The sequence below is a fragment of the Streptomyces sp. CY-1 genome (assembly GCF_047218265.1).
Lineage (GTDB): Bacteria > Actinomycetota > Actinomycetes > Streptomycetales > Streptomycetaceae > Streptomyces > Streptomyces niphimycinicus.
In genome coordinates, this window is record NZ_CP178393.1 from 11,258,499 (window position 1) to 11,284,060 (window position 25,562).

21 protein-coding genes and 4 pseudogenes are annotated in these 25,562 nt (G+C 68.3%); 11 read left to right on the top strand and 14 right to left on the bottom strand.

Annotated elements, in window-relative coordinates; genetic code table 11:
- Positions 1-15: 15 nt before the first annotated feature.
- The 4 genes from ACK1X7_RS47305 to ACK1X7_RS47320 all read right to left on the bottom strand — a co-directional run bounded on the left by ACK1X7_RS47305 (position 16) and on the right by ACK1X7_RS47320 (position 4,031).
- Positions 16-987, bottom strand: coding sequence for an ABC transporter substrate-binding protein (locus ACK1X7_RS47305; protein WP_385156617.1), 972 nt, complete (start codon positions 985-987; stop codon positions 16-18).
- A gap of 29 nt (positions 988-1,016) precedes the next feature.
- Positions 1,017-1,772 (bottom strand): amino acid ABC transporter ATP-binding protein, encoded by a 756-nt coding sequence (locus ACK1X7_RS47310; RefSeq protein WP_078647936.1) that lies wholly within the window; start codon positions 1,770-1,772, stop codon positions 1,017-1,019.
- A 59-nt stretch (positions 1,773-1,831) separates the two neighbouring features.
- On the bottom strand, positions 1,832-2,803 hold the full coding sequence (locus ACK1X7_RS47315) for an amino acid ABC transporter permease (RefSeq protein WP_078646886.1): 972 nt from the start codon (positions 2,801-2,803) through the stop codon (positions 1,832-1,834).
- A 106-nt stretch (positions 2,804-2,909) separates the two neighbouring features.
- Entirely contained in the window at positions 2,910-4,031 is a 1,122-nt protein-coding gene (locus tag ACK1X7_RS47320; RefSeq protein WP_385156623.1) for a pyridoxal phosphate-dependent aminotransferase, read from the bottom strand.
- Positions 4,032-4,424: 393 nt separating this feature from the next.
- Between ACK1X7_RS47320 and ACK1X7_RS47325 the strand changes: the two genes are divergently transcribed.
- Both ACK1X7_RS47325 and ACK1X7_RS47330 read left to right on the top strand, forming a co-directional pair.
- Positions 4,425-5,309: a MurR/RpiR family transcriptional regulator gene (locus ACK1X7_RS47325; RefSeq protein ID WP_385156614.1), complete on the top strand. Its 885-nt coding sequence runs from the start codon at positions 4,425-4,427 to the stop codon at positions 5,307-5,309.
- A 39-nt stretch (positions 5,310-5,348) separates the two neighbouring features.
- Positions 5,349-5,996 carry an HAD family hydrolase gene (locus ACK1X7_RS47330; RefSeq protein WP_078646889.1) on the top strand — a complete coding sequence of 216 codons (648 nt, stop codon included), beginning with the start codon at positions 5,349-5,351 and terminating at the stop codon, positions 5,994-5,996.
- A gap of 67 nt (positions 5,997-6,063) precedes the next feature.
- On the opposite strand, the gene ACK1X7_RS47335 is transcribed toward ACK1X7_RS47330, so the two are convergent.
- Positions 6,064-6,729, bottom strand: coding sequence for a GntR family transcriptional regulator (locus ACK1X7_RS47335; protein ID WP_385158226.1), 666 nt, complete (start codon positions 6,727-6,729; stop codon positions 6,064-6,066).
- Between the two features lie 497 nt (positions 6,730-7,226).
- Between ACK1X7_RS47335 and ACK1X7_RS47340 the strand changes: the two genes are divergently transcribed.
- The 8 genes and pseudogenes from ACK1X7_RS47340 (at position 7,227) to ACK1X7_RS47375 (ending at position 17,413) form a co-directional block, all read left to right on the top strand.
- Complete coding sequence (locus ACK1X7_RS47340) at positions 7,227-8,138, top strand: ABC transporter permease (RefSeq protein ID WP_398158752.1); 912 nt, start codon at positions 7,227-7,229, stop codon at positions 8,136-8,138.
- On the top strand, positions 8,135-8,884 hold the full coding sequence (locus ACK1X7_RS47345) for an ABC transporter ATP-binding protein (RefSeq protein ID WP_385158230.1): 750 nt from the start codon (positions 8,135-8,137) through the stop codon (positions 8,882-8,884). Before ACK1X7_RS47340 ends, ACK1X7_RS47345 begins: the two co-directional genes overlap by 4 nt.
- A gap of 91 nt (positions 8,885-8,975) precedes the next feature.
- Positions 8,976-10,100, top strand: a complete 1,125-nt coding sequence (locus ACK1X7_RS47350; protein ID WP_390792426.1) for an NrtA/SsuA/CpmA family ABC transporter substrate-binding protein — start codon at positions 8,976-8,978, stop codon at positions 10,098-10,100.
- A 58-nt stretch (positions 10,101-10,158) separates the two neighbouring features.
- The gene (locus ACK1X7_RS47355) at positions 10,159-11,523 is read left to right on the top strand and encodes an LLM class flavin-dependent oxidoreductase (RefSeq protein ID WP_390792427.1); all 1,365 of its coding nucleotides are present in this window, start codon (positions 10,159-10,161) and stop codon (positions 11,521-11,523) included.
- 79 nt (positions 11,524-11,602) lie between these two features.
- On the top strand, positions 11,603-12,064 hold the full coding sequence (locus tag ACK1X7_RS47360; protein ID WP_078646894.1) for an OsmC family protein: 462 nt from the start codon (positions 11,603-11,605) through the stop codon (positions 12,062-12,064).
- 28 nt (positions 12,065-12,092) lie between these two features.
- On the top strand, positions 12,093-12,647 hold the full coding sequence (gene ssuE, locus ACK1X7_RS47365) for an NADPH-dependent FMN reductase (protein WP_385153356.1): 555 nt from the start codon (positions 12,093-12,095) through the stop codon (positions 12,645-12,647).
- A gap of 283 nt (positions 12,648-12,930) precedes the next feature.
- A pseudogene (locus tag ACK1X7_RS47370) lies at positions 12,931-14,156 on the top strand (cytochrome P450); the annotation flags it as partial.
- A gap of 557 nt (positions 14,157-14,713) precedes the next feature.
- The gene (locus tag ACK1X7_RS47375; RefSeq protein WP_413116967.1) at positions 14,714-17,413 is read left to right on the top strand and encodes a SpoIIE family protein phosphatase; all 2,700 of its coding nucleotides are present in this window, start codon (positions 14,714-14,716) and stop codon (positions 17,411-17,413) included.
- Positions 17,414-17,938: 525 nt separating this feature from the next.
- On the opposite strand, the pseudogene ACK1X7_RS47380 reads toward ACK1X7_RS47375, so the two are convergent.
- Positions 17,939-18,813, bottom strand: a pseudogene (locus ACK1X7_RS47380) (ISAzo13 family transposase); the annotation flags it as partial.
- Positions 18,814-19,056: 243 nt separating this feature from the next.
- Positions 19,057-19,206: a hypothetical protein gene (locus tag ACK1X7_RS47385; protein ID WP_385153353.1), complete on the bottom strand. Its 150-nt coding sequence runs from the start codon at positions 19,204-19,206 to the stop codon at positions 19,057-19,059.
- Positions 19,207-19,243: 37 nt separating this feature from the next.
- Here ACK1X7_RS47385 and ACK1X7_RS47390 point away from each other — a divergent pair.
- Positions 19,244-19,624 (top strand): annotated as a pseudogene (locus ACK1X7_RS47390) (aromatic amino acid lyase); the annotation flags it as partial.
- On the opposite strand, the gene ACK1X7_RS47395 reads toward ACK1X7_RS47390, so the two are convergent.
- From ACK1X7_RS47395 to ACK1X7_RS47425, 7 genes and pseudogenes are all read right to left on the bottom strand, one after another.
- The gene (locus ACK1X7_RS47395; RefSeq protein WP_385153350.1) at positions 19,558-20,190 is read right to left on the bottom strand and encodes a hypothetical protein; all 633 of its coding nucleotides are present in this window, start codon (positions 20,188-20,190) and stop codon (positions 19,558-19,560) included. The pseudogene ACK1X7_RS47390 and the gene ACK1X7_RS47395 sit on opposite strands and share 67 nt — an antisense overlap.
- 322 nt (positions 20,191-20,512) lie before the next feature.
- Positions 20,513-20,742: pseudogene (locus ACK1X7_RS47400) on the bottom strand (glutamate-ammonia-ligase adenylyltransferase); the annotation flags it as partial.
- 106 nt (positions 20,743-20,848) lie between these two features.
- Complete coding sequence (locus ACK1X7_RS47405; protein ID WP_385153347.1) at positions 20,849-21,673, bottom strand: 2-phosphosulfolactate phosphatase; 825 nt, start codon at positions 21,671-21,673, stop codon at positions 20,849-20,851.
- Positions 21,666-22,280: an O-methyltransferase gene (locus ACK1X7_RS47410; RefSeq protein ID WP_390792429.1), complete on the bottom strand. Its 615-nt coding sequence runs from the start codon at positions 22,278-22,280 to the stop codon at positions 21,666-21,668. The genes ACK1X7_RS47405 and ACK1X7_RS47410 overlap by 8 nt, the downstream gene beginning before the upstream one ends.
- Positions 22,281-22,719: 439 nt before the next feature.
- Positions 22,720-23,658 carry a TauD/TfdA family dioxygenase gene (locus ACK1X7_RS47415; protein WP_385153341.1) on the bottom strand — a complete coding sequence of 313 codons (939 nt, stop codon included), beginning with the start codon at positions 23,656-23,658 and terminating at the stop codon, positions 22,720-22,722.
- A 1-nt stretch (position 23,659) separates the two neighbouring features.
- Positions 23,660-24,418, bottom strand: a complete 759-nt coding sequence (locus tag ACK1X7_RS47420) for a GntR family transcriptional regulator (RefSeq protein WP_385153338.1) — start codon at positions 24,416-24,418, stop codon at positions 23,660-23,662.
- An 11-nt stretch (positions 24,419-24,429) separates the two neighbouring features.
- Positions 24,430-25,557 carry an ABC transporter ATP-binding protein gene (locus tag ACK1X7_RS47425; protein WP_390792430.1) on the bottom strand — a complete coding sequence of 376 codons (1,128 nt, stop codon included), beginning with the start codon at positions 25,555-25,557 and terminating at the stop codon, positions 24,430-24,432.
- Positions 25,558-25,562 lie beyond the last annotated feature (5 nt).

The window sequence follows — 25,562 nt, forward strand, 5'->3', positions numbered from 1 at the left end:
TCCGTGTTCGGGCGCTCACTTGCCCTCGATCGGCAGGCCGGGCGGGTTGAGCCGCGAGGTGCTCACCCCGTCGCTGGTGAGACCCCAGCGCGCCAGGATCTTCCCGTAGGTGCCCTTCTTGATCAGGTAGTTGATCGCGTCGTTGAGCGGCTTGCCGAGGCCGTTGTCCTTCTTGGTGGTCGCGGCGATCAGGCCCTGCAGGTGCTCCCCGGCGCCGATGATGGCGCCGATGACCTGGGTCTGGCCGGAGGTCTCGGCGTGGTACTGGGCCTCGGGGTTGGGATGGAGATAGGCGTCGATCTGGCCGGACTGGAGGGCCAGGTAGCAGGCCGATTCATCCTGGTAGTACTTCACGTCGACGGGCTTGCGGCCCGCCTTGACGTTCTGGGCGCTCCAGTCCAGCAGGACCTTCTCCTCACTGGTCCCGGTGGGCACGGCGATGGTCCTGCCCGCCACGTCCTTGGGGCCGGTGACACGCCATGTCGTGCCCTTCTTGGCCTCGAATGCCTGCGCGTCCTTGCGGTAGGTGGCCATGTCGTACTTCTGCTTGCGCAGTTCGGTGACGGTGATGTTGGAGACGCCGACGTCGTACTTGCCGCTGTCCAGACCGACGAAGATCTGTTCGAAGGAGACCGGGTTGTAGTGCACCTTGAGGCCGAACACCGAGGCGATCGCGTACGCCATGTCCGTTTCCACGCCGATGAGGGTCTTGTTGTCCGTGGCGAAGAAGGTGAGCGGTGCGGTGCTCCCCTTGGAGTTGCCGATTTCGAGGGTGCCCCGGGACCGGACGGCCGCGGGCACTTCGGCGGCGATGGAGGCGACCTTGGGTGCCGAGTAGCGGTTCTGGTCGGGGCTGGTGTTGAAGCGCTTCTTGGACGCCGGTCCGGATGCGTCCTTGGTGGGGCCACCGCAGGCGCTCAGGGTGAGCGCGGCGGCGATGGCCAGGGTGGTGAACGCGGTGAGCTTGGGGCGGATAAGTACGGACATGGTGGTCCTGCCTTTCGGAAGAAGTGGGGTCAGAGGACCTTCGAGAGGAAGGCGCGGGTGCGCTCGTGCCGGGGGGAGTCGAGCACGTCGGACGGTGTCCCCTGCTCGACGATCCGGCCGTCGTCCATGAAGACCACGGTGTCGGCGACCTCACGGGCGAAGCCGATCTCATGGGTGACGACGATCATGGTGGTGCCGGCACGTGCCAGATCCTTGATCACGTCCAGCACCTCGCCGACCAGTTCCGGGTCGAGGGCGGAGGTGGGCTCGTCGAAGAGCAGCACCTTGGGTTCCAGGGCGAGCGCGCGAGCGATGGCGATGCGCTGCTGCTGGCCGCCGGACAGATGCCCGGGGTAGGCGGTCGCCTTGTCGCGCAGGCCGACGCGCTCCAGCAGCCGCTCGGCGCGTTCCTGGGCCCGGGCACGCGGCACCCCCAGGGCGGAGACGGGTGCCTCGACCAGGTTGTCCAGCACCGTGAGATGCGGGAAGAGATTGAAGTTCTGAAAGACGAAGCCGATGTGGGTGCGCTGACGCAGCACCTCGCGCTCGCGCAGCTCGTGCAGCCTGGCGCCGGCCCGCCGGTAGCCGATCAGTTCGCCGTCGATGGTGACGGTGCCGCGCTTGACCTTCTCCAGGTGGTTGATGCAGCGCAGCAGGGTGGACTTGCCGGATCCGGATGGGCCCAGCACAACGGTCACCTCGCCGACGCGGACCTGGAGATCGACGCCCTTGAGCACCTCGACCAGGCCGTAGTTCTTATGGACGCCGCGTATGTCGACGACCACCCGGGCGGGATCGGCCGCGGCCTTGTGGAGACGGCGGCCGGCGGAAGGCGATGTCGTGGTCACCGCGGGGTCCCTTCATCCGCGGCAGCCGCGCGGAGGTTGCGGATGGCGAGGCGCGCCCGCTCGACAGGGGTCGGCGGCAGCGCTCGCGTCGTGCCCTTGGCGAAGCGCCGCTCGACGTAGTACTGGAAGATCGAGAGGAGGGTGGTCAGCAGGACGTACCAGGCGGTCGCGACGAGCAGCATGGGCACGATGCGGGAAGTGCGCCCATAGATGACCTGGACGGTGTAGAAGAGCTCCATGATCGCCATCACGGAGACGATCGAGGTGTTCTTGAACAGCGAGATCATCTGGTTGGCCGCGTTGGGCGCGATGGTCCGCATGGCTTGCGGCAGCACGATGCGCATGAGCTGACGGCGCCTGGGGATCCCCAGCGCGGCGGCGGCCTCCAGTTGACCGTGGCTGACGGACAGCACCCCCGCACGGACGATCTCCGAGGCGAAGGCGGCCTCGTTGACCGAGAGCGCGATGACGGCCGCACTCACCGAGCTGACCAGATTGGTGGTGCTGAAGGAGAAGAACTCCGGCCCGAAGGGCACCCCGATGCTCAGTCGCGAGTACAGATAGGAGATGTTGAACCAGAAGAGCACCTGCACCAGCAGCGGCACGGAGCGCACGACCCAGACGTAGCCGTAGGCGGTCACCCGCAGCAGGGGGTTGGGGGAGAGCCGCATGAAGGCCAGCACCATGCCGCCCACGAAGCCCGCCAACGCGGCGTAGAAGGTGAGCTCGATGGTCAGCCATACGCCGTGCAGAACGCTGTGGTCGAAGAAGTACTGCCGGAAGGTCGCCCACTCCAGGCCGGGATTGGTGACCAGGGCATGCACCAACTGCGCCACCAGGACGAGGGCGATGGCCACGGCCACCCATCGGCCGGGGTGCCGGACGGGGACGATCTTGGGGGGTCTGGACTGCCCGGCACCGCTGCCTGGTGGTGCGAGCGCCGCTTTGCCGTCAGTGGCAGCGGTCATGATGACGTCTCCGATTCAGCGGTTTCAGCGGTGAGTTCGGGGAGCCCGGACAGGCGGAGCAAGCGGTGGAACACGGTGCGCATCGCCTGCCGGTCGGACGAGGACATCAAGCGGCCCAGCCGTCGAGGAGCTCGGCCATGGTCGACAGTCCACTGCGCAGGTGTTCCTCCGCGATGGCGAAACTCAGCCGCAGATGCCCGGGAGCACCGAAAGAGGCACCGGGCACCGTGATGACGCCGGAGTCCAGGAGGCGGTCCGCCACGGTGACGTCGTCGGGGGCGAACCCGCGGATGTCGGGGAAGACGTAGAACGCGCCGTCGGGAGGCGTCCGAAACAGCCCGAGAGGTTCCAGCACGGCCTGGCACGCCTTCAGCCGGTCGCCGAGGATCGCCCGGAATCCGGCCGTCACATCGGGGCCGGTCAGGGCGGCCAGAGCGGCCGCCTGCGCGATGCGGCTGACGTTCGAGGTGGTGTGGGACTGGACGGCGGCAGCCGCGTCGATGACCTGCTTCGGGCCCGACATCCAGCCCACCCGCCAGCCCGTCATGGCGTAGGACTTGGACACACTGCCGACAGTGATGAGTCGGTCGCTCACTCCGGGCTCGACCTGGCCCGGTGCGGGGACGGGCCGGAAGCCGAGGTCGATGTAGGTCTCGTCCGAGACGATCCAGACGCCGTGCTTCGCCGCCCACGTCAGGAGTGCGCGCAGCTCCGACGCGTCGTAGACCAGTCCCGTCGGGTTGTTCGGCGAGCACAGCACCATCGCCCGGGTGGACGGGGTCCGAGCCGCCTCCAGGTTGTCCGGGGTGATCTTCAGCTCGCCGGCGGACGGTTGGACGATCACTGGACTGCCACCCGCCAGCCGGACCGAGGACGGGAAGGTCACCCAGTACGGCGCTGGTATCAGGACCTCGTCCCCGGGCTCGATCAGCGCCATGAACGTGTTGAACAACGCCTGTTTCGCACCATGGGTGACCAGCACGTTCGAGTCGTCGAGGGGGGTCGTGGCCCTTGGGATGAGCCGGTCGGCGATCGCCTGACGCAGGCGGGCCTCGCCGCCGGTCGGCCCGTAGTGATGGTTCTCCGGCTTGCGCGCGGCGTCGATGGCCGCGGTGACGATGTGGGCGGGGGTCGGCAGGTCGAGTTCGCCTGCCGAGAAGTCGAAGACCTGGACGCCTTCACTGCGCAGTCTCGCGGCGCGCTGGCGCAACGTGGCGGTCGGCGACATGGTGATCACGGGGGTTGTTCCTCGTTTCCGGAGTTGATCGGCCGCCCGGAGGCGGCGGACGCAAGACCCTGGTGCGGGGTCTTGGTGCCGTGCCGATGTAGATGGGCCCGACAGGCCACCTGGAATCTGTAGTGACCCTCCATGCTCCTGGGGTCACTTCGGGTCGGTGTCGCCGTCCCGTGCGGCCGCTCGGCGCAGGGGCGTTCGAATACCTGCCGACCTGCGTCGGTGGTGCCAGGCTCGGAGTCGGGGGTGGCGCGCGAACCAAGCTTGGGTTACCGAAGGATGAACTATCCAGATACAGCTTGGAAGTCAGGATGGATAATCCATCCTGTGCTAGCGTCCTGCTCGCATCAACAGTCGATCCGTGCATGGCGAGCGAAGTGAGGTTCCGTGGTTGCGGCCAAGTCGTCCCTGGTGAGCGGCGAATTCGTCACGCGTGCCCAAGCCGCGCTGCCCGGCCTGGGCGCGACGGACAAGCGGTTCATCGAGCTGATCCTCAGCGACCCCGAAGCGGTAGTGCGCGGCTCGGTGACCGAGCTCGCCCAGCGGGCCGGCGTCGCACAGTCCTCGGCGGTCCGTGCCTGCCAGCGCATCGGGTACCGGGGCTACCAGGACGTCAAGCTCGCCATCACACGCGACCTCGCCCAGCAGGAAGAGCAGGAGCAGGAACTCGCCCACGAAGAGGGAATCGACGGCCGGACACCGGCCGGCGACATCCTCGACCGCGTCCTGCGCCGCAGCGGCAGGGCCCTGGTCGACGCTGCACAGACCGTCGACCCTCAGTCGCTGTCACTCACCATCGACCGCATCGCCGCGGCCGGCCGCGTCCTCGTCGTCGGCAACGGCACCTCCGCGGCGCCGGCCCACGACGCCGCCTACCGGCTCTCCGCACTCGGCCTCGTCGCGATGTTTCCCACCGACGTCATGGCCCAGCACCTGGCCGCACGGCACCTCGACGAGTCCTGTGTATGCCTTGTCGTCAGCCACACCGGTGCAAGCCGTGAGTCGCTGCGGGCCGCGGAGGCGGCGCGGGCGGCAGGCGCCTTCACCGTCGCCATCACCAGCTTCACCAACTCCCCCCTGACCCGCGTCGTGGACGCCGCGCTGATCGCGGGAGGACCCGAATACGGCTTCCGCCTCGAAGCGATGGCCAGCCGCCTCGCCCACCTGGGGATCGTCGACGCACTCTTCGTCGGCATCGCGGTCCGCCGTCCCCAAGCATCGACCAAAGCACTCGACGTGATGGCCGACACCACGATCGAACACTCCCTGTAAAAGGAACACACCCCAGTGCCCCACCACGACCACTCCCCAGTGATCGACCTGGCCGTCCTTGACATGGCCGGCACCACCATCGCCGACAACGGCATCGTCGAACGGGCGGTGGACAAAGCCCTGTCGCTCGCAGGTCTCGACGCGATCACCCCGGAAACGCTCCGGCCCTTGCGCGGTATGGCGAAGACAGACATGTTCAACCGGTTGGCCCCCGATCCGCACAAGGCTGCCCAAGCCCACCAGAACTTCGTGGACCTCATGCTCAAGGCCGTGCTGGCCGGTGAGCTGCCCGCCAGAGACGGCGCCGAGGAAGTCCTCGTCGCCTTGCGAGAACGCGGAGTCAAGACCTGTCTGATGACCGGCTTCGACGCCGCGGTCCAGGACGCGCTCCTCGACACGCTCGGTTGGCGCGACCTTGTCGACCTCACCGTTGCCCAGTCCGGAACACTCCGTGGCCGCCCCTACCCCGACCTGATCCTCACCGCGGTCATCGGCCTCGGGATCGACGCGGTGCAGCGCGTGCTCGTCGCCGGCGACACAGCCAACGACCTGCTCGCCGGCACGCGCTCCGGAGCCGGACACGTCATCGGAGTCCTCGGCGGAGCACACGAGAGGGAGCAGCTCGAGGCCGCACCGCACACCGCCATCGCCGACAACCTGGGAGAAGTGCTCGTGAACTTCGACTAAGTCGGGTAGCCGGGTCATGTTGCCGTGACCCGGCTACCCGACTAGAGCGGATTACAGAAGGCCGACACTACGACGTGCCCCGCGCCGACCGGGCCAGCGCGCCGAGGCGCAGGTCACGGGTGCGGCTCTGGTGCGCGATCATGAGGTCGCGCGCGGCGGACGCGTCGCGGTGTCGTACCGCCTCCAGGATCCCGGCGTGCTCCGTGAGGATCTGCTCGAGGTTGTCGGGCAGATCGGTGGCTGAAGAGGTGTGTGCGTCGTACGTCTTCAACTGGGCGTCCAGACGGTCCATCAGTTCGGCGATGGTGGGGTTGTGCCCGGCCTCGCGCAGCGCCACGTGCCACTCGCTGTTGAGGTCCCGCAGTTCGGCGGGATCGGTGGTGTCCGCCGTGCTTTCGTGGACGTGGACGAGCCGGGCGAGGTCGAGTTCCGTCCGTCGCATGGCGGCGGCTTGGGCGATCGTCGACTCAAGGGCGATGCGTGCCTCGCAGATCTGCAGGATCTCCTCCGGGGTACGGGTGCGGACCACGTAGCCGCGAGTCGCCTGCTGGACCAGCCCGTCCTGCTCAAGCCTGATCAGGGCCTCCCGCACCGGGGTGCGCGACACGTTGTACTCGGCACTCAGAGCCGATGGGATCAGTACGGTCCCCGGCCCCGACTGCCCGTTGACGATGCTCTGCCGGATGCGGGCGTAGTGGCTCATGGTGTGTCCATCGTCCTGTGAAGCGGTCACGTCCTCTTCCCTGTCATCTAGTCCACCCCTCGATACAAGTGTATACAGATGTTTGCACGTAAATGCAGCGGCCGTTATGATTCCCGCAAGTGCTCCGTAAGGCTCGGAGCGCACGGTAGACGGCCGTCCTCCATGCCCAGGGGAGTTCCAGATGCATCGCGATGCCCAGTCACGGCGGGGTCCTGCCCGCGTGGCCGTCGTGATCGCCTTCCCGTGGCGGAGCGAGTTGACGTGCCGTCGGCACATCGACCTCATGCGTAGTGCCAGCGCACGCTGTCGCTGACCTTGATCACTTCGTAGCCTCGCGTCTGGCCGGCTCGGCTCTCACACGTGAGCGTTTCCCCCAGCACGTCGCCTTTGGCTCAGACCCGGGCAATGTGTCCTTCACGCCACCCGCTGCGCGCGGGAACCCTCCCACGGCCTCACGCTCTTTCGGCTCCTGTGTCGACTTCCGGTGCGGGTGAGGACCGAGGCGATCACTCCTGAAAGGGAGACCCATGCCCGAGCGGCAACTGCTCACAAAAGAAGGGGGTCCGCTCCCTTCGGATCCGGTGGAGAGCACCGGATCCGAAGCGGGGCGCGGGCCGGTGCCACCCTCGTCCCGATCCCCTGTCCTGCGCCGGATCGTCAGCCGACTACCTGCCGTCGGCCGTGCGGTCGGCCCCTGGGCCGTACCGCTGCTGGCTCTCGTGGTCTGGCAGGTCACGGCTCGGATCGGCGTCCTCTCGCCCTCCGTCCTGCCCGCTCCCGAGGTGGTGGTACAGGCGGGTTCCGATCTCGCGGCCACCGGCGAACTCCAGCGGCACATCCTCGCCAGCCTGTGTCGCATCGCGCAGGGGTTCGGGCTCGGCGCGGTCACCGGCCTCGTGCTCGGGTTTCTGGTGGGCATGTCCAAAATTGCGGACGTACTTCTGGACCGCTCACTGCAGATGGTCCGCACCATCCCGCACCTGGCCCTGGTGCCGCTGATGATCGCGTGGTTCGGCATCGGCGAGGAGCCCAAGATCCTTCTCGTGGCGCTGGGCACGTTCTTTCCCATCTACCTGAACACCGTCACCGGTATCCGCGGGGTGGACCCCAAACTGCTCCAGCTCGGCCGCTCATACGGACTGGGGCGATGGGCCCTGGTGCGGGAGATCGCGGTTCCCGGCGCGATGCCCACCATTCTGGCCGGCATCCGCTACTCCCTGGGCGTCGCCTGGATCACGCTCGTGATCGCCGAGACCATCTCGGCCGATGAGGGAATCGGCTACCTCGCCCAGGACGCGCGCCAGATGCTCCGCACCGACCAGATCGTGCTCGCCATCGTGCTGTACGCCTGCGCCGGCCTGCTCGCCGATCTCCTCACCCGGCTCATCGAACGAAGGGTCCTGCGATGGCACCCCAACTACCGCCGCCCGTCCCCGTGACGCGTCCTCGAGCTTCGGCGGGCGCCAGGCTTTCGCTTGACTCACTGGGTCGGCAGTACGGCGATCGGTGGGTTCTGCGGAACCTCGACCTGGAGATCGAGCCCGGCTCCTTCGTCTCCTTCCTCGGCCCCAGTGGCGTCGGCAAGAGCACACTGCTGCGGATCATCGCGGGCCTCGAGCAGCCGAGCACAGGCAGTGTCACCCTCCACGGAAGCGGGCCGGAGCCCGTCACAGCCCGCATGATGTTCCAGGAGGACCGCCTGCTGCCCTGGCGCAGCGTCGAGAACAACGTCCAGCTTGGCGTCAACGGCCGTAGGCACGAGGCGCGTTCGCTGCTGCGAGCCGTGGGCCTGGAGGGCCGAGGAAGCGCCTGGCCGGCCGAACTGTCCGGAGGGCAGAAGCAGCGAGTCGCCCTCGCCCGTGCCTTGCTGCGCCACCCCGAGCTCCTGCTTCTGGACGAGCCGTTCGGCGCACTGGACGCCATCACCCGGATCAAAATGCAGCAACTCGTGGAGCGGCTGTGGCTGGATCAGCCGCGCACCGTCCTGCTCGTCACCCATGACGTGGAGGAAGCGCTCGTGCTCTCCGACCGCGTACTGGTCCTGGTGGCCGGCTCGATCGGACGAGACCTGAGGGTCGACCTTCCCCGCGGGGATCGGCGCGGGCACCCGCGCCTCGTGGCCTGGAAGGAGGAGATCCTCCAGGACCTGCTCGAACCCGCGTCCGCCGGCACCGAAGCCGCCTGAATCAGCCCGGACACCGGCTGCGGACCCACCGTCCCCGGCCCACCCACGTACCCCTTTATCCGCGTCCCCGCGGAATGCCAAGGACCTCACCATGCCCAGACTCCGCCGTATCACCTCCCGCTCTGCCACCCCCGCGACTCCTGCCGACGGGCTCTCACGCCGTGGACTCCTCGCCCTTGGCGGCCTCGCCGCCCTCACCCCCGCCCTCGCGGCCTGCGGTGCGGACAAGCCAGGCGCACCGGAGATCAAGCCGCTCGCGGACGGAGTGCCCCAAAAGCTCCGCTTCGCGGTCATCGGGAGCGGCAAGACCGGCATACCCGCGACCCTCCGCTACAAGATGAACGGCGTGAACCTCGGTAAGGCTCTCGGCGGCACGACCGTCTCCTGGCCGTCGGGGTTCACCGCCTCCCTGCCCGTCATGGAGGCATTCAAGGCCGGAAGCGTCGACTTCTCCTTCGCCACCGCCACCGCCGTCGCCTACGCGGTCGGCGGCGACGTCCCCATCGTGCCGCTCGCCGCCTACCCGCTGCCCGGCACCGAGGTCGAGATCCTCGTGCCGCGCGGCTCGGCCATCCGCGGCGCCGCGGACCTCAAGGGCAAGCGGATCGCCGACCAGAAGGGCACGACCGGCACCTACAGCCTCATCAAGTACCTGGAGACCGCCGGATTGCGGCTGGACGATATCGACTACGTCAACCTGCCCGCAGCCGACGCGGAGTCCGCGTTCGCCAACGGCAAGGTCGACGCCTGGATCAGCTGGCAGCCCGCGATCGGCCTGGCCAAGGCCCGGCACAAGGCGCGCAGCCTGCCCGGCGTCAAGACGTACGACTACAGCTTCTACGTGGCCAGCGAGTCTTTTGTGAAGGACTATCCCGAAGCGGTGGCGAAGACCGTGCGCGCCGTCCGTGACGCGCAGCGCGGCATCAACCGCTCGCCCGACAAGAGCGTCGAGTTCTTCGACCGCATCGGCGGCTTCGGCTCGACGGATGTGGAGCGCGACGTCTACCTGGACCTGACCCGCAAGAAGCTTCTGTCCGACTCGAACGCCGATGCCCTCGCGGCGGTCGACGGCAAGGCGATCGAGAGCACCCAGGATCTCGCCGACAACTTCCACGCCCTGGGCGTCTACCCGTCCAAGATCGATGTGGCCGGGTTCCTGCGGGACACCCGCTTCGATTCCATCAGGAAGACGGTCGCCGCCGAACTGGCGAAGTGACCTCAGCACCGATCTCGGACAGTCCACGGCCGCGTAACTCTCAGGCAGAAAGACCTCGATGAACAGCTCCCGGAACCACACGAACCACATGCATCTGGCCGCCTTCGTGACCGCGGGTCCCGGTCGGCCCGGCGGCTGGCGCCACCCGGGTGCCGACCGGAACTGGCTGTCCGCGTCCCATTACCAACACATCGGCAGGGTGCTCGAAGAGGGCAAGTTCGACCTGATGTTCTTCGCGGACATCCTGTCCGTACCGGACCGCCTCGGCGACAGCATGGACAGCCAGCTCCGGTACGGATCGCTCGGGTCCCTGCGCCTCGACCCCACCCCCATCCTGGCGTCGATCGCGGCCGTCACCGACCACATCGGCCTGGCCGCCACCGTCTCCACCAGTTATCTGGAACCATTCCCGGTGGCACGTTCGTTCGCCACCACCGATCACATCAGCGACGGCCGGGCTGCTTGGAACGTGGTCACTTCCTTCCAGGACTCCGAAGCACGCAACTTCGGCAACGATCGTCACATCGACCGGGACAAGCGCTACGAGCGGGCCGATGAGTTCCTCGAAGTGGCCTGCAAGCTCTGGGACAGTTGGGAGGACGACGCTCTCGTCCTCGACCCGGACACCCCGCTGTTCGCCGAACCCGAGCGCGTGCACCACATCGACCATGAGGGGGAGTGGTTCAGCGTCCGGGGCCCGCTCAACGTGGCGCGTCCGCCGCAGGGCTACCCGGTGATCATCCAGGCAGGCGCCTCGCCCAAGGGGCGTGACTTCGCGGCTCGTTGGTCGGACGTCATCTTCTGCAGCCACGCCTCGCTCGAGTCGGCCCGTGAGTTCTACCAGGACATCAAGGGCCGCGCCGAGCGCCATGGCCGTCGCCCCGAGGACGTCAAGATCCTGCCGATGGCGACCCCCGTCATCGGCCCCACCACCGAGGCGGCACAGCGGTCCGCGGATGAACTGGCCGACCTGGTACCGCCGCTGGCGGGGCTGTCGACTCTGTCCTACCACCTGGACGTCGACCTCTCGGGTCTCCCGCTCGACGAGCCGCTGCCCGATGTGGATGTTCCCGGTGTCCAGGGCCACTACAAGGAGGTCGTGGAGATGACTAGGCGCGAGGGCCTGACGCTGCGGGAACTGGGCAAGCGCTATGGCGGCCGCATCGAGGGCACTTTCGTCGGCACCGCCGCCGAGGTCGCCGACGGCATGGAGCGATGGTTCACCGAAGGCGCCTGCGACGGTTTCACCCTGGGTGCCGTCCACACGCCGGGCGCCTTCGAGGACTTCGTTCGTCAGGTGGTGCCGGAACTCCAGCGGCGGGACGTGTTCCGGACCGAGTACGAAGGCAGGACGCTGCGCGACAACCTGGGCCTGGAGCGCCCCGCGGCCGGAGCGTGGCGCAGCCGCCGTCACGGCGTATGACTCGCGACCGGTGTGGGCGCGATCCCCGAGTCGCGCTCGCCCTGCCTCTCTTCGACGACGATAAGGAAGACCACGGACGATGACGACCGCAGGCCAGACCACAAGCATCAGCGGCCGAAGCACGGACACCCTGGGCCGGTTCCTGGTGACCGCACGCGGCAACCACTTCGTCTCCGACGCGCGCACCGGGCCGGGGGAGGCGGTCCAGGCGGGGGAGCTGTTGCTGGCATCGCTCGCGTCCTGTTCCCTGAGCAACATCCAACTCCACGCGCAGGAACGGGCATCGGGCCTGACCGGCGGGCAGGCTCACGTCAGCTACGAACGCGATCCCGAGGACCCCACCCGGTATGCCTGCATCCGCCTCGAACTGCGGCTGAGCGGAGTCACCCAGGAGGAGGCCGAGGCCTTGACCGGGCTCTTCACCGATAGCTGTCCCATCTACAACACGCTGCGGCGGGGCGGGAACGTGCTGATCGACGTCCGCACCGAAGTCTCCGCCCCCGCCTCCTCCGTTCCCACGGGACGAGCACTGTCGGTGTGACCTCGCGCGCCAACCTGGAGGGTCCTTCATGGCTGCCATTCTGTCCGTCTCGGGAAGCCCGTCCGCCGTCTCACGCACGGCTCATCTGCTTCGCCACGTGACGAGTCGACTCACGCGCCACGGCCACGAGGTGGCCACCTTGAACGTCCGGATGCTGCCGGCCGACGCCCTTCTCGGCGCCGACTTCCACCACCCGGCGATCGTCGAGGCGGCGGCCCGGTTCGAGCACGCGGACGGGGTCGTGATCGGCACTCCCGTCTACAAGGCTGCCTACAGCGGTCTACTGAAGGCCCTGCTCGACCTCCTCCCGCAGTACGCACTCGCCGGCAAGACCGTGTTGCCCCTTGCCACGGGCGGCACCACCGCCCACGTCCTGGCCATCGACTATGCGTTGCGCCCCGTCCTGAACTCCATGGGGGCCGCGCACATCGTGCAAGGGCGGTTCACACTGGACAAGGACATCTCCGTCGGTGACGAGCGTGCCGATATCGATCCGGCGGCGGCCGATGCGCTGGACCGGGTCACCGACGCTTTCTCAACCGCGCTGCCCGGCCCCGCGAACATCCTGGCATCTACGGCATGAGGTCGGAGCCGGTGCGGTGAGACGCTCATCTGCTTCCTGAAGTCAGCCGCCCGATCGCTTATGCGGCTGCCCGCCGGCTGCTCTTCCGCCCGACGGACCCAGCGATGCCCGCACGTGGTCCCGCGTCCGCCGGCGAAGATCAGCCCGACGTCGGCCGTCACGCCCGCGCAGGTCATGGCCTGCGTTATGGTGCCGAGACCATGCTCGACTGCGACGACCAGGGTGATTCCGGGGGCCGGGATCCGTGGGGACCCTCTTACCCGACCTCGGAGGTACCACGGCGATGACGCCGACCGACCCCACCGCTCAGAGGTCCGAAGCACTCGCCCCGCGCTTCTATAACGAACCCAACCGTCTTTACCAGGAGATGCGGCGCGAACACGTTGCGGTCGCCTCCATCGTCCTCGAGGGCGGCATCCCGGCGTGGCTGGTTCTCGGCTACCGCGAACTGCACCAGGTCACCGCCGACCCCCGTGCTCTTCACCCGCGACTCCGAATTCTGGAACCAGTGGCACCGCGTCCCCGAGGACTGGCCGCTGGCCCCGCTGATCGGCCGTGGGCAGCCGTCCGTCCTGTACACGACAGGTGAGCGGCACCGCGTACGGGCCGCGATGATCAGCGACGCGCTGGAGTCGGTCGACCTCTTCGAGATCCGGCAGCACGCCGAGCGACTGGCCGACGAACTGATCGACGACCTCTGTGCCGAGGGCAGGGCGGGCGTCATCACCCAGTACGCGATGCCCTTCCCGGTGCGTGTCCTGGCGAAGATCTACGGTTCCCCCGACGAGCAGGGGCCCGGACTGGCCGCGGCGGCCATCGACCTGTCCGACGGTGGCGACCTGGCCCAGGCGGCCCAGGTCCACCGCGCCGAAGCCACGGCGGCCCTGATGGCCGAGCGGAGGGCAGGGAACGGGCCCCCGGGACGTCGCCGCCCAACTGGTCGGCAACACCCTCGGCTTCACGGAGGAGGAGATCCTCCACGACCTGATCGTCCTGGTCATCGCGGGCCACACACCGACCGCCGACTGGATCGGCAACTCGCTGCGGCTGATGCTCACGGACGAACGGTTCACCATGTCCCTGGTCGGCGGGCGCAAGAGTGTCTCGGAGGCCATGAACGAGGTGCTCTGGGAGGACACTCCCGCCGAGAATGGCGTCGGCCGGTGGGCGTCCCGTGACACCATGCTCGGCAACCGCCGGATCAAGGCGGGCGACATGGTGTGCCTCGGCCTCGCCGCCGCCAACACGGATCCGCAGATGCGCCCCGATGGCTCGAAGCTGACCAGCGGCAACAACGCGTTCCTCTCGTTCGGGCATGGGGAGCACCGCTGCCCGGTCGCGGCGCAGGAGATCGCCGAGACCATCGCCCGTACGGCCATTGAAGTGCTGCTCGACCGGCTGCCCGACATCGACTTCGTCATCCCGGCCGAAGGACTCACCCGCCGTCCCTCACCCTGGGCGCGAGGCATGACGACACTGCCCGCGCACTTCACCCCGACGCCGGCGGTAAGCCAGATGGCCGGCCCTCGACGGTGCAACGGCACGCCTATGCACCGAGTCCCGTCACTGACGGCGCTCCAGTCCGGTTTCGCGACCTTGCCCTGGCACCGCCCGGCGCCTCACTGCCGGGCGGCAGGGCAGGAACGCCGGGCAGACCGTCGGGACGCGGCAGGTGAAACGTGGGCCGAGGAAATCGGAGAGAGAACATGGCTGTGGACGACTGGGGCCCCGCTCCGTCCAGGAGGTCTGTGAGCAGTTCGCCACGCACGCGGTTCTCGGTTTCGGCCACGGTGCGGCGTAGCAGCAGAAGCAGCGCGGTGATCGTGCCGGTCGCTCACGAGCTGCCCGCTGGACTAGCAGTGTCTCCCGCTCACCGCCGTGGCTCGCCCATATCCCGCATTTGTCCTGCATGGTCCCGATAGCCTGAATATTCCCCTCAGGGTGCAAAGCAGTGTTATGAATGAACTGTGAAGGGGCTTTCCCGTCGAAACCGGCCGGTCCGCCGTCTCGTCGCCAGCCCACTGCGCACAGAATCGGACCCAGGTGCCGGTTCGGGACTCCGCTCCCTGCTGAACCTGGGCACCGCTGCGGGGCAGGTGTTCGTTGCGCAGGTCGTCATCGTGGTGCTGCTGGTCGCGGCTGGCGCACTGGCCCTCGTGCTGTTCGCGCGGCAGTACAGCATGCGCGAGGCCCGGCAGCAGTCGGTGACCGCCGCTGAGGCGTTTGCGAACTCGCCAGGTGTAGTGGCGGCGCTGGACAGCCGGAATCCGACGGCGGTGCTACAGCCGCGCGCGGAGGCGGCCCGGCAGCGGGCGGATGTTGACTTCCTCGTCGTCATGAACACGCACGGGATCCGTTATACGCATCCCTTCCCGGGGGCGATCGGGAAGAAGTTCGGGGGCATCATCGGGCCCTCGCTGGCGGGTCGCGTCACCGTTGAGCGAACGCGCGGGGGGCCGCGGCTGCCCGGGGGCAGCGGCCCGGCTATCGAGGCCATTGTCCCGGTATTCCGCGACAATGGCTCGGTCGCCGGCCTGGTCGCCGCGGGGGTCAAGATCCAGAACGTGACCAGATTGGCCGAGCAGCAGCTGCCGATCGTCTTCGGCGCCGGCGCGGGCGCGCTCGCAGTGTCGACGGCCGGCACGATGCTGGTCTCCCGGCGGCTGCGGCGGCAGACGCATGGGCTGGGGCCGACGGAAATGACACGGATGTACGAGCACCATGATGCGGTGCTGCACGCGGTCCGGGAGGGCGTGCTCATCATCGGAGCCGACGGGCGGCTGCTGCTGGTCAACGACGAAGCACGGCGACTGTTCGATCTGCCGACCGACGCGGAGCGTCGGTATGTGGACGACATAGGTCTGGACAGCAAGACGGTGCGGCTGCTGGCGTCGGGAGACCCGGTCTCGGATGGGGTGCATCTGGCGGGGGACAGGCTTCTCGCGGTGAACAAGCGACCGACCGCCCCCTTCGGCGGACAAGCGGGCAGTGTGGTGACGTTGCGGGACACCACGGAGCTTGCGGCGGTGTCGGGACGGGCGGAACAAGCGGGGGAGCGGCTGAGGCTGCTGTATGACTCCGGGATGAAGATCGGGACCACACTGGACGTCGTCCGCACCGCACAGGAACTGACAGAGGTGGCGGTGCCACGGTTCGCCGACGTCGTTGCCGTGGATCTTCTGGATGCGGTGGTACAGGGGGAAGAACCGGCCCGGGAGCCGTGGGGGCAGATGCGGCGCACGGCGATCAGCGGCCACCTCGACAGGTCGCCCCTGTATCCGGAGGGTGAGTTGATCACGTTCGGGCCGGGAACACCACAGGCCCGGGCGCTGGAGACGCGGCGGGCGCTGGTTGAGGCGGACCTGCTAGGGACCACAGGTTGGCGGGAGCAGGATCCCGACCGGGCCCGAAGGATGCTGGAGTGCGGATTGCATTCCCTTATCGCCGTGCCGTTGCAGGCCAGGGGAGTGGTTGTGGGCATGGTGGACTTCTGGCGGGCGGCTGATTCACCGGCGTTCGTGGAGGACGATCTTTCGTTCGCGGAGGAGCTGGCGACGAGGGCTGCTGTCTGCGTCGACAATGCGCGGCGGTACACGCGGGAGCATGCGATGGCCGTGACGCTGCAGCGCAGTTTGCTGCCGCGAGGGCTGCCGCAGCAGAACGCCCTGGAGGTGGCGTGGCGCTACCTGCCCGCGCAGGCTGGGGTCGGCGGGGATTGGTTCGACATCATCCCGCTCCCGGGGGCGCGCATCGCACTGGTGGTGGGCGATGTGGTCGGTCACGGTCTGCATGCGGCGGCGACCATGGGACGGCTGCGCACCGCGATACACAACTTGTCTGCCCTGGACCTGTCGGCTGACGAACTGCTGGGCTACCTGGATGAGCTGGTGGCCCACATGGACGCCGACGAAAGCGAAGAAGAGGCCGAGCAGGAGGTCACTGGGGCCACCTGTCTGTACGCGATCTACGACGCGGTCTCCGGAGCGTGCACCATCGCCCGCGCCGGCCACCTGGGTCCTGCCCTGATCCATCCCAACGGCGCCGTCTCGTTCCCCGACACCCCTGTCTCACCGCCCCTCGGCCTCGGTGGCGGTCTCCCGGTCGAAACCGCCACACTGCACCTGCCAGAGGGCAGCCGACTAGCACTGTTCACCGACGGATTGATCAAGGACCGCCATCGCGACCCCGACACGGGCCTGGAGCTTCTGCGAGACGTCCTTGCCCAAACCCACCGAACCCCAGAACAGACCTGTCAGGCGGCGTTTGACGCCCTGCTGCCCGAGCGCCCCACCGACGACGTCGCCCTGCTCGTCGCCCGCACCCGCATCCTGGACCCCGCCCAAGTCCGCGAATGGGACGTTCCCTCCGACTCCGCAGCGGTCTCCCGTATCCGTTCCGAGGTCACCCGCCAGATGGAGACCTGGGGCCTGGAACAACTGGGCTTCACCACTGAGCTGATCACCAGCGAACTGGTCACCAACGCCATCCGATACGGCACACAACCCATCCGGTTGCGCCTGCTGCACGACCGCACCCTCATCTGCGAGGTCGCCGACGGCTCCAGCACCTCGCCGCACTTGCGCCGGGCGGCCACAACCGACGAGGGCGGGCGAGGTCTGTTCCTGGTTGCCCAGTTCGCCCAGCGCTGGGGGACCCGCTACACGGCCCGCGGCAAAATCATTTGGACTGAACAGTCCCTCCACGACGACGGCGCAGCCCCCACCACCGCGCTGACCGACGCCCCCCTGGACCAATGGGAAGAGTAAACGACACCGAGCAGACTCGCTTGGTCGACCGCGTCCTCGCTGTCCATGGCGGCCTCGGCCGCGTGCAGCCGTTCGGCTGTCCGGGGATGCAGCTCGATTTCCACGGTCACCCCCACTGGCGGTAGAACATCCGGATCGGCACGACACTGTGGTGATCTCGGGGACCGCGGCGAAGGCCAGCAGGGGCATGGTCCGGTGGGCGTGGTAACTCAGGGTGTTGCGGTCCCGGCCGAGCAGTCGGGCCGTCAGGGTGAGGGTGACGGTGTTGCGGCGGCTCAGGACGGCGGCCAGGACGCGGTGGCGGTGGTCGAGGAAGCCGAACCCGGGGTTGTATCCGCGCCGGTTGAGGCCCTTCCTCTTCTCCCGCTCCGCCTCGGCCAGGACCCGGCGACAGGGTTCGAGTTCCTCCGCGAGCCGGTCGAACGGCTCGCGGGACATGCCGGTCAGGGCGGGGTGCGTGAGCAGGTGGGTGGCCTCGGCCGGGATCGGCGGTGCCTTCGCCCGGTCCGGCTCGGGTGGCGGTGCCATCTGGGGATCGTAGGGGGCGATGGTGTAGTTCCACTCCCCGTGGAAGTCGTCCCGCTGGATGCGCTGGGGGATCACCTCGCGCTCGTCCTTGGTGAGCGTACGGCCCGTGGGGTAGTCGTTCTCGTCGAGGGCGGCGTTGACGGTAAGTCTGGTGCTGGTGCGGCTGGCCTAGATGCTCTTGAGCAGTATTTCGTAGCTGGTCAGGGGCCGTCCGCGCAGGCTGTGGGTGATGCGGGAGAACAGGCGGTGCTCGCCTTTGTTCCACTTCGATGTTCCGGGTGGAAAGTGCAGGACGGTGATGGTCAGTTCGCACTCGTCGGCGAAGGCGGCCAGGTCCTTCTTGAACAGGTGGGAGTCGGCGGAGTTCGCTCCTCCGGAGTCGGCGGTGATCAGCAGCCGGGATGCGTCTGGGTAGTCTGGCTGGCTCTGCTGGGTCCATCAGCGGCGGATGGACTCCACTGCGAAGGCCGCGGCGTCGCGGTTGGTGCCCACGCTCACACACCGGCAGACCTTGGGCCAGGAACCGCTCGGCCGTGGCGTTGATGTGCCGGAACTGGGCGTCGCGGTCGGGGACATGGCTTCCGGCGCGGGTCTTGGCCATGCCCTGGAGGCTGAAGCCCATCGAGCGCAGCAGCTTGCCCACGGCCGGGGCGCTGGCCGGATGGCCTGCCGTGGTCAGTTCCCGGGCCAGGTCGCGCAGCGAGGTCGTGGTCCAGCGCAGCACCGCCCGCGAGTTCGTCGCGTCCCCGTGCGATGGTCGACTCCGATACCTCGGCCGGCCTGGCTATCGCCGCGGTTCCGCCATGCCCGAGGGCATCGGCCTCCAGGGCCAGATACAGGCGGCGCTGCCGCTCGTCCCAATGCGGCGGCATCTTCGCGAACTTCACGTCCAGCACTGCCAGGACGGCTTCCGTGATTCCCACGGATTTCCCCTACCACGTCACAGAAAGCAGTTGGTCCGAATCAGAAAGTAGTTGGTTGACGGCCCCCTACTTCGACTCCCGCGGGTTCAAGCAGACGAAGGCGGGGCTGATCGCTCTTTGAGACCAGTGGCTCCCACGAGGGCGGTCCTCAACCCGCGGAACCGGCGCACACCCGATGCGACACCCGGCCGCTCAGCCTTGCACCGCTGCGCGCTGCCCGCGGTGCACCAGTACGGCACCCTGGGTACGGGCGACCTCACGGCCCTGGCCGAGATCGCCCTCACCCTGGCCGGATCGGTGCACGCCGGCTCCGAGCAGCGGCAGATGCTGCGTGCCAACCATAGGGTGACAGCCCTGTCCTTTCCTCGCCCTCGGCGGCAACACCGAGGCGTATGCGGCAACCGTGCACCGGGCCCGCGCCCATCCGGGGCAGGCGCACTGCGCGGCCGAGATGCGCGGGTTCCTCGCCCTGGACACGCGGCCCGCGCCCAGCCGCCGCATCCAGGACCCGCACGGAGTGCGCGCATTCCTCCAGGTCCAAGGCCCTGCCTTGGAGAGACGCGCCTTCATATGGGAGCCGTCAGCGTGGGCGGTGACGGTCAGGCAGCCGCCGGGCGCCGTTCACGCCAGCGTTGCCTCTGGCCACATGTCAGAGCGCCCCCCCGCAGCGATGCCGAATCATGTCGAGGCATCTCAGGAGGGGGTTGCTTCGCTGGGCTCAGCCGTACCAGGGGCCGCGTCCGGGGCGGCAGATGAGTAGAAGACGGCCCTCTGTCGCTTGGTGCGGTGTGCTTGGCCCTTGGCGACGAGTGACTCGAGGGTGCTGCGTACGACGGTGGTCTTGATCTCGCGGTCCGGGAGGGTCTGGGTGAGGGCGGTGGTGACTTCGGCTGCGGAGCGCGGTTCACCGTGCTGAGTGAGGTCGCCGCGGATGAGGTCCCCAAGCGTGGGCACACCCGCGTTTCGTACCCGCTTGGGACGGCTTCCGCCTGACTCCGCCCGCTTCCGCTTGCCGCTGGTTGTGTCGGCCTCCTTCTTCGGCTTGCGTGTTGCTGGCAGTGACGCGGACTTCCGTGTGGCGGACGAGCCATTGTCAGAGCCGCTGACGTTGGCGTCCTCCGGTGCGTCACCAGTGGCTTCGTTGTCGAGGGTCTGCCGCATGCTGAGCAGGAGCGCCCGGTTGCTCTCCAACTCCGACAGTTGTTGTCGCAGCGTCGCGATGTCGGCGCTGAGGCGTTCGTGTTCGGCCTCGTTGCGTTCGAGGTCGGCGGTGATCTGTGCCGTGTACTGGGTTTTGAGGCTGGTGTTGTCGGCAGAGGTGTCCATCACAAGCTCCCTCGTCTGGGCGCCGTTTCATGTTGGTGGTGGATGGTACCTCTGCGCGACGGCTACGTGGCTACTGACTTCCACGCAGGTGTGTAGGTGATGCGGGCATCGTGGCACCTGTCCGCGAGGTCGGTGAGCGCGGTGACTTCGCCCAGGTCTACCGACAGGCCCCAACGGGACTTCACCACGGTCCACTCCTGGATGTATCGGCAGTGGGCTCCCGGATAGGAGGGAAGCCACTCGTTGGGGTCCTGATCGGCCTTGGAGCGGTGAGAAGCGTGCACTGAGCCCGGGGGCCGACCGGCCTGGCGAGGCGGTCAGCTCCCGTGCCGTAGCCCAGGTAGCGGGCCATCGCGGCCAGTTCGCGGGAGTCTCTGGGGAAGGTGTCGCCCGGGCGGCCGCGCACCAGCATCACCGCGTTGCGCACCGGGTCGCCAGCACCCGGGCCTTGTCCAGGGTCTGGGCGTCGTCGCCGCCGAGCAGACCGGCCTCGTGCGCGGCGGTCAGGGCCCGGCGGGTGCGGGTGGTGCGCAGTCCCGGTTCGGTCGCGCCGCTAGCTCCTGGCGCATCGACGGTCACGACTTCGCTGGACCTGCGTGGTTCCTCAACGGATGAGAGGGACAAGGCGTGGGCATGGTGTCCTTCCTGGTAGAACTGGTCACGGGCGGTCAGAGATGACGAAGAATCCCCGGTCGTCGAGTCGAGGCACGGTGTCGTGGTGATCGAGGCGGGCGGCTTCGTCGATATCGGACCCGAAGTTCTTCTGGATCATCTCCCGGCCGGTGATCGAACCGCGCAGCCACTGGTCCAGGCCGTCGCGCTCGGCAATGGCGTAGGTCGACGCGGCGGCCTTCGCCTCGGTCGACAGGCTTACACCGAGTGTCTCCGCCGCGGCCGCGATCGCTCCGGCACCGAGCCAGTCCTCGATGCTCGGACGCATCCCCTCGGGGACAGTGAGCATCGACGACCAGCGTGAGGCGGCCGCGATGACCGTCACCCGGGGGATCACACCGTCGGTCAAGGCACTGGCACACCAGCGGGCGACTGCCGATCGGTTTCGCAGGCATCCGGCAAGCAGCACTGCTGCGTGCCGGGCGCTGCGGACGATGTCGGCGCCGTTGATCGAGGTCAGCGCGACCTGGTCGCCACGGGCGACGTTGCCGACACTGCTGGGAGACAGCGTGAGCTTCGCGTCTGTTCCGCCCTGGGTGAGCGCTGGCGGCGCCACCTGGTAGGTCTGCGCAACGCGGTCCGGGCCGCCCAGCCGCGCCACTTCGGCGCGGGACAAAGCCAGCACGGCCGCGCCCCGGCTGACCGCCATGGTCACCGTGGTGGAGAAGGTGAGCGTGTCGACGACCACGACGGCGTCGCCGCGGTCGGCTGCGAGCTGGGCGGCTTGGCTTCCCCACTCGACGTGCAGGTGCGCGGCCGGCCAGGGCTCGAACGGAGCGCTCGGCAGGTCGGATGCGCCGAGCTCATGCATGGCGCGCGGCCACGAGGACACTCGATTCCCCGGACACGGCTACTTCGACGCCCCGCAGTCGTGGATGTCCGAAGACGAACCGCCGCTTGTCCTCTTCGTTGTCCAACAGTGTCGGACCGCCGGGCGGGGTGAGGTCGTCGAAGACGAGCAGCCCACCGATGTCGAGCAAATCGACAATCTCGTCCCAGGCCGGTGGGTGGATCTCGCGGCGCAGCCCGGCGTCGGCGAACAGCAGGCACGCACCGCCACGCGGGGGCTCGACCGTGTGCCAGTCGCTGTGGACGACGCTCACCCGGGGGTCCCCGGCGAACAGCGCGCCGACCGCGGTGGCCCGCTCGGCTTCGGCCTCGACCGTGATCAGCCGCGCGCCCGGAGCCAGGCCGTGCGCGAGCCAGGCGGTGCCGACGCCCGCTCCTGTACCGAGCTCCAGGACAACAGCCTCCGGTCGCACACTCGTGCTCGCGGCGAGCGTCGCCAGCAGTCGGCCGACCCCGGGCAGGCAGGACGTCGGGACCCTGTTCTCGGGCCGCACGGGAGGCAGATCGAACCGCGCAGCGAGCTCGAGCGCACCGGCGAGGTGTACGGGTTCACTTGTCGCCGCCGTCACGCCGCACGCCCCTTGCCGAACAGCTTCATTCGCTTCAGCCGCCTCGAGCGCGGGTGGGGCGCTGAGACCTGCCGCAGAACGGGTGTTTTCCATGTCAGCTCCTTGTTTCTGGTGCGCCTGCACGTTGAGTGCGGCGCTTGTTCTGGTACTCCATGCGCATGTCGAACACGTCCGGACCGCTCCAGCCGCGGCCGTATTCGACGGGACGGTGGGCGTGTCTATCGAGGCAGGTCAGGCCCCAGAATCGGGGCCGACCCTTCAGCTAGGGTTCGATCGCGATCTCCTCGCCCGGGACACGCTCGGCAGATCCGAGGCATCGAACTCATACATGACGCGCGGCCACGAGGACGTTGTCCAACGATGCCGGACCACCGGGCGGGGTGAGGTCGTCGAAGACAAGTAGCGCACCGATGTCGAGCAGGCCGACGATCTCGTGGGTTCACCTGCCGCTGCCGTCACGCGGACGCCCTTCGCCGAACAGCTTTATCCGCTTCAGTCGTCGCTCCGCGGTGCCGGTGATCTCGGTGCGCCCGTGCATCACACGGGTGTTGTCGAGAAGCACCATGTCACCGGGGGCCAACTGGAAGGTCGCGGTCAACGCCGGGTCGGTGGCCATGGTGGTGAACGCGTCCACAGCCGCGCGATGTGCGGCGCTGGTGACGCTGGGATGCCGCTGGAAGCCCGCGACGAGCGCGTCGCGCCGGAACCGAACCCGCCATCGCCCCTGCGAGGTCCGCCGCAGGACGGGTGCGATCACCGGCGGTTCGTCCAAGCCCAGCGGTGTGTCCAGGAAGGGATATTTCTCCTCTCGCAGCAGTGCCGTCGTCGCGCCCCCGTCACGTTCATCGAGCGCGGCTGCCACGTCATCGGCTCGGACCACAGTGGACAGTCCGCCGCCGGCGGGATCGCCGGTCACGCACGCCAGTGCCAGGAACTCGTGGGGTCGATGCTGGACGGGTGAGTCAGTGTGCGGGTTCTGGGCGGCGCGCCCTTTGGACAAGTTCGTCGGACCGGTGGCGGCATCGTCGGGGGCAACCTCGTAGATGAGGCGCTCAGCGGGAGCGCCGTTTCCCCTGCTGGTCGGCTGCCCGAACGCTGCGAGCAGCCCGATCAGCGCGACGTCGCAGGCCACGGGCAGCCCGGTGAAGCGGACCGCGCCGTGGACGTCGAGCTGCTCGCCAGCCTGTCGGATGAGGTCCGGCAGTGCGGGCACCGCCTGCTTCAACTCTTCGAGCACCGTCTGCTGCACCGTGGGCGTCTCCAGCTCGACCGCGGTCAGGCCGATGCGTTCGGCGGCCTCCCGCAGCCCGTCGTGAACCGCGTGCGACTCCAGCGTGGGTGGGGCGCTGCGACCAGCCGTCGGACGGGTGGTTTCCATGTCAACTCCTTGTTTCTGGTGCGCCTGCACGTTGAGCGTGGCGCTTGTTCTGGTACTCCATGCGCATGTCGAATACGTCCGGCCTGTGCCAGCCGCGGCCGTATTCGAGGGGACGGCCGTCGCGCTCGTCGACGACCAGACTGGTCAGGCCCCAGACTCGGGGGCGGCCCTCCAGTTCGAGGTCGGTCGCGATTTCCTCGCCCGGGACCTGCATGTCGACGCGCGTCCACTCACGCTGGGGGTGGTAGCCGAGGCTGGTCAGGATGGTGTGGAGCGAGCCACCGGTGGCGAGGAGGTCACGGAAGCCCGGTGCGAGATCGGCCGGAAGGCAGGTCAGCGTGGTGTTGGCGACCAGGCCGTTGACCAGGCCGACACGGCGCAGCCGGACGACCTCGTCGCTGGGGCCCAGTTCGAGCCGCTCGCGAGTCTCCGGATCGGGTTGTGCGAGGACGGCGTCCACGGACTTCACGGACGGTTCGCCGCCCGCGCGGCGAACCGTCTGACTCCAGCTCGGTGGCAGGTCGGGCCTGATGGTGAACACCAGTCGCAGGGCCACGAACGTGCCGGAGCCCTTGCTGCGTCGCACCAGATGCCTGCGCTCCAGCTCCTGGAGAGCCGCGCGGGTGGTCACTCGGCTTACCCCGTGCAGCGTTGCAAGCTCGTTCTCACTCGGCAGCCGATCACCGCCCTTCATGGTGGCGATCGAGGTCTCGAGCAAGTCGGCCAGCGCGAGATAGTTCGGCACGGTCCCGTTCAGCATCGGTAGCTTTCCTATCGTGATCCGCTCGACAGCGGCAGCGTGTCGGGTAGCCGCCGGCCCGCGGAGTCGAAGAGGTGGATGTCCGCCAAGTTCGCGATGACCGTGATGTCGGCGGGCACCGTCTGGTCGGCATGGATCCGTACGCGGGCGCGCTGGTCACCGCCGGTACGGAAGTGCACGAGCCGTTCCCGGCCCAGCAGTTCCTGTCCCTCGACCGTGCCGTGCAGCACGAGGTCCGCGCCAGTGGTATCCCCGGGGCGGGCCACCACCCGGAGGTCTTCCGGCCTGACTCCGAGCCAGCCGATCCGCTCCTCGGCGAGCGTGGCGCGCAGTGGCGCGGGCAGGACGGCTTGTGATCCTTTCATGTCGAGGATGTTCATGCCGCCGAGGAAGGAGGCGACGAACCGGGTGGCCGGCTGCTGGTAGACCTGCTCCGGCGGGCCGTCCTGCTCGATCCGCCCATCGCGCATCACCACCAGCCGGTCGGCGAGTGCGAGAGCTTCGGCCTGGTCGTGCGTGACATAGAACGTTGTCGTATCGCTGCGGCGCTGCAGGCGCCGGATCTCCGCCCGGAGCTCACCGCGCAACTCGGCATCGATATTGGACAGCGGCTCGTCCATCAGCAGCACGTCCGGCTCGCGTACCAGTGCCCGTCCGATACCGACGCGCTGCCGCTGACCACCGGACAACTGGGCGGGTCGGGAGTTCATTACCGGCCCGAGGCGTAGCAGCTCTGCCATCTCACGCGCTCGCTGGCGACGGGCTTGGCGTGAGACCTTGGCCATGCGCAAGGGGTATTCAATGTTCTCCAGCACGGTCTTGGTCGGGTATAGGGCGTAGTTCTGAAAGACCATCGCAACACTTCGGTCACCCGGTTCGCGGTGGGTCATATCATCGCCGCCGATCAGCATGGCGCCCGCGGAAATCCGCTCCAGGCCGGCGATACAACGCAACAGGGTTGTCTTGCCGCACCCCGAGGGCCCAAGCAGGACGACGAACGTCCCCGGCTCGACCGCCAGCTCCACCCCGTCGAGCGCGCGCCTGCCGCCGGGGTAGACCTTCGTAATTTTCTCGACGCCGACCGACCGGCCGGAGGACGCTTGCTCGGCCTGCTCGCCGCGCACTGTGGTCATGGTCATGGGCA

Coding starts and splice junctions, on each gene's coding strand:
- ACK1X7_RS47350 (WP_390792426.1), top strand. CDS start 8,976: ATGCCCAGACTCCGCCGTATCACCTCCCGCTCTGCCACCCCCGCGACT.
- ACK1X7_RS47425 (WP_390792430.1), bottom strand. CDS start 25,557: ATGACCATGACCACAGTGCGCGGCGAGCAGGCCGAGCAAGCGTCCTCC.
- ACK1X7_RS47360 (WP_078646894.1), top strand. CDS start 11,603: ATGACGACCGCAGGCCAGACCACAAGCATCAGCGGCCGAAGCACGGAC.
- ACK1X7_RS47385 (WP_385153353.1), bottom strand. CDS start 19,206: ATGGTTGGCACGCAGCATCTGCCGCTGCTCGGAGCCGGCGTGCACCGA.
- ACK1X7_RS47415 (WP_385153341.1), bottom strand. CDS start 23,658: ATGGAAACCACCCGTCCGACGGCTGGTCGCAGCGCCCCACCCACGCTG.
- ACK1X7_RS47305 (WP_385156617.1), bottom strand. CDS start 987: ATGTCCGTACTTATCCGCCCCAAGCTCACCGCGTTCACCACCCTGGCC.
- ACK1X7_RS47405 (WP_385153347.1), bottom strand. CDS start 21,673: ATGCATGAGCTCGGCGCATCCGACCTGCCGAGCGCTCCGTTCGAGCCC.
- ACK1X7_RS47315 (WP_078646886.1), bottom strand. CDS start 2,803: ATGACCGCTGCCACTGACGGCAAAGCGGCGCTCGCACCACCAGGCAGC.
- ACK1X7_RS47355 (WP_390792427.1), top strand. CDS start 10,159: ATGAACAGCTCCCGGAACCACACGAACCACATGCATCTGGCCGCCTTC.
- ssuE (WP_385153356.1), top strand. CDS start 12,093: ATGGCTGCCATTCTGTCCGTCTCGGGAAGCCCGTCCGCCGTCTCACGC.
- ACK1X7_RS47420 (WP_385153338.1), bottom strand. CDS start 24,418: ATGCTGAACGGGACCGTGCCGAACTATCTCGCGCTGGCCGACTTGCTC.
- ACK1X7_RS47395 (WP_385153350.1), bottom strand. CDS start 20,190: ATGGACACCTCTGCCGACAACACCAGCCTCAAAACCCAGTACACGGCA.
- ACK1X7_RS47340 (WP_398158752.1), top strand. CDS start 7,227: ATGCCCGAGCGGCAACTGCTCACAAAAGAAGGGGGTCCGCTCCCTTCG.
- ACK1X7_RS47320 (WP_385156623.1), bottom strand. CDS start 4,031: ATGTCGCCGACCGCCACGTTGCGCCAGCGCGCCGCGAGACTGCGCAGT.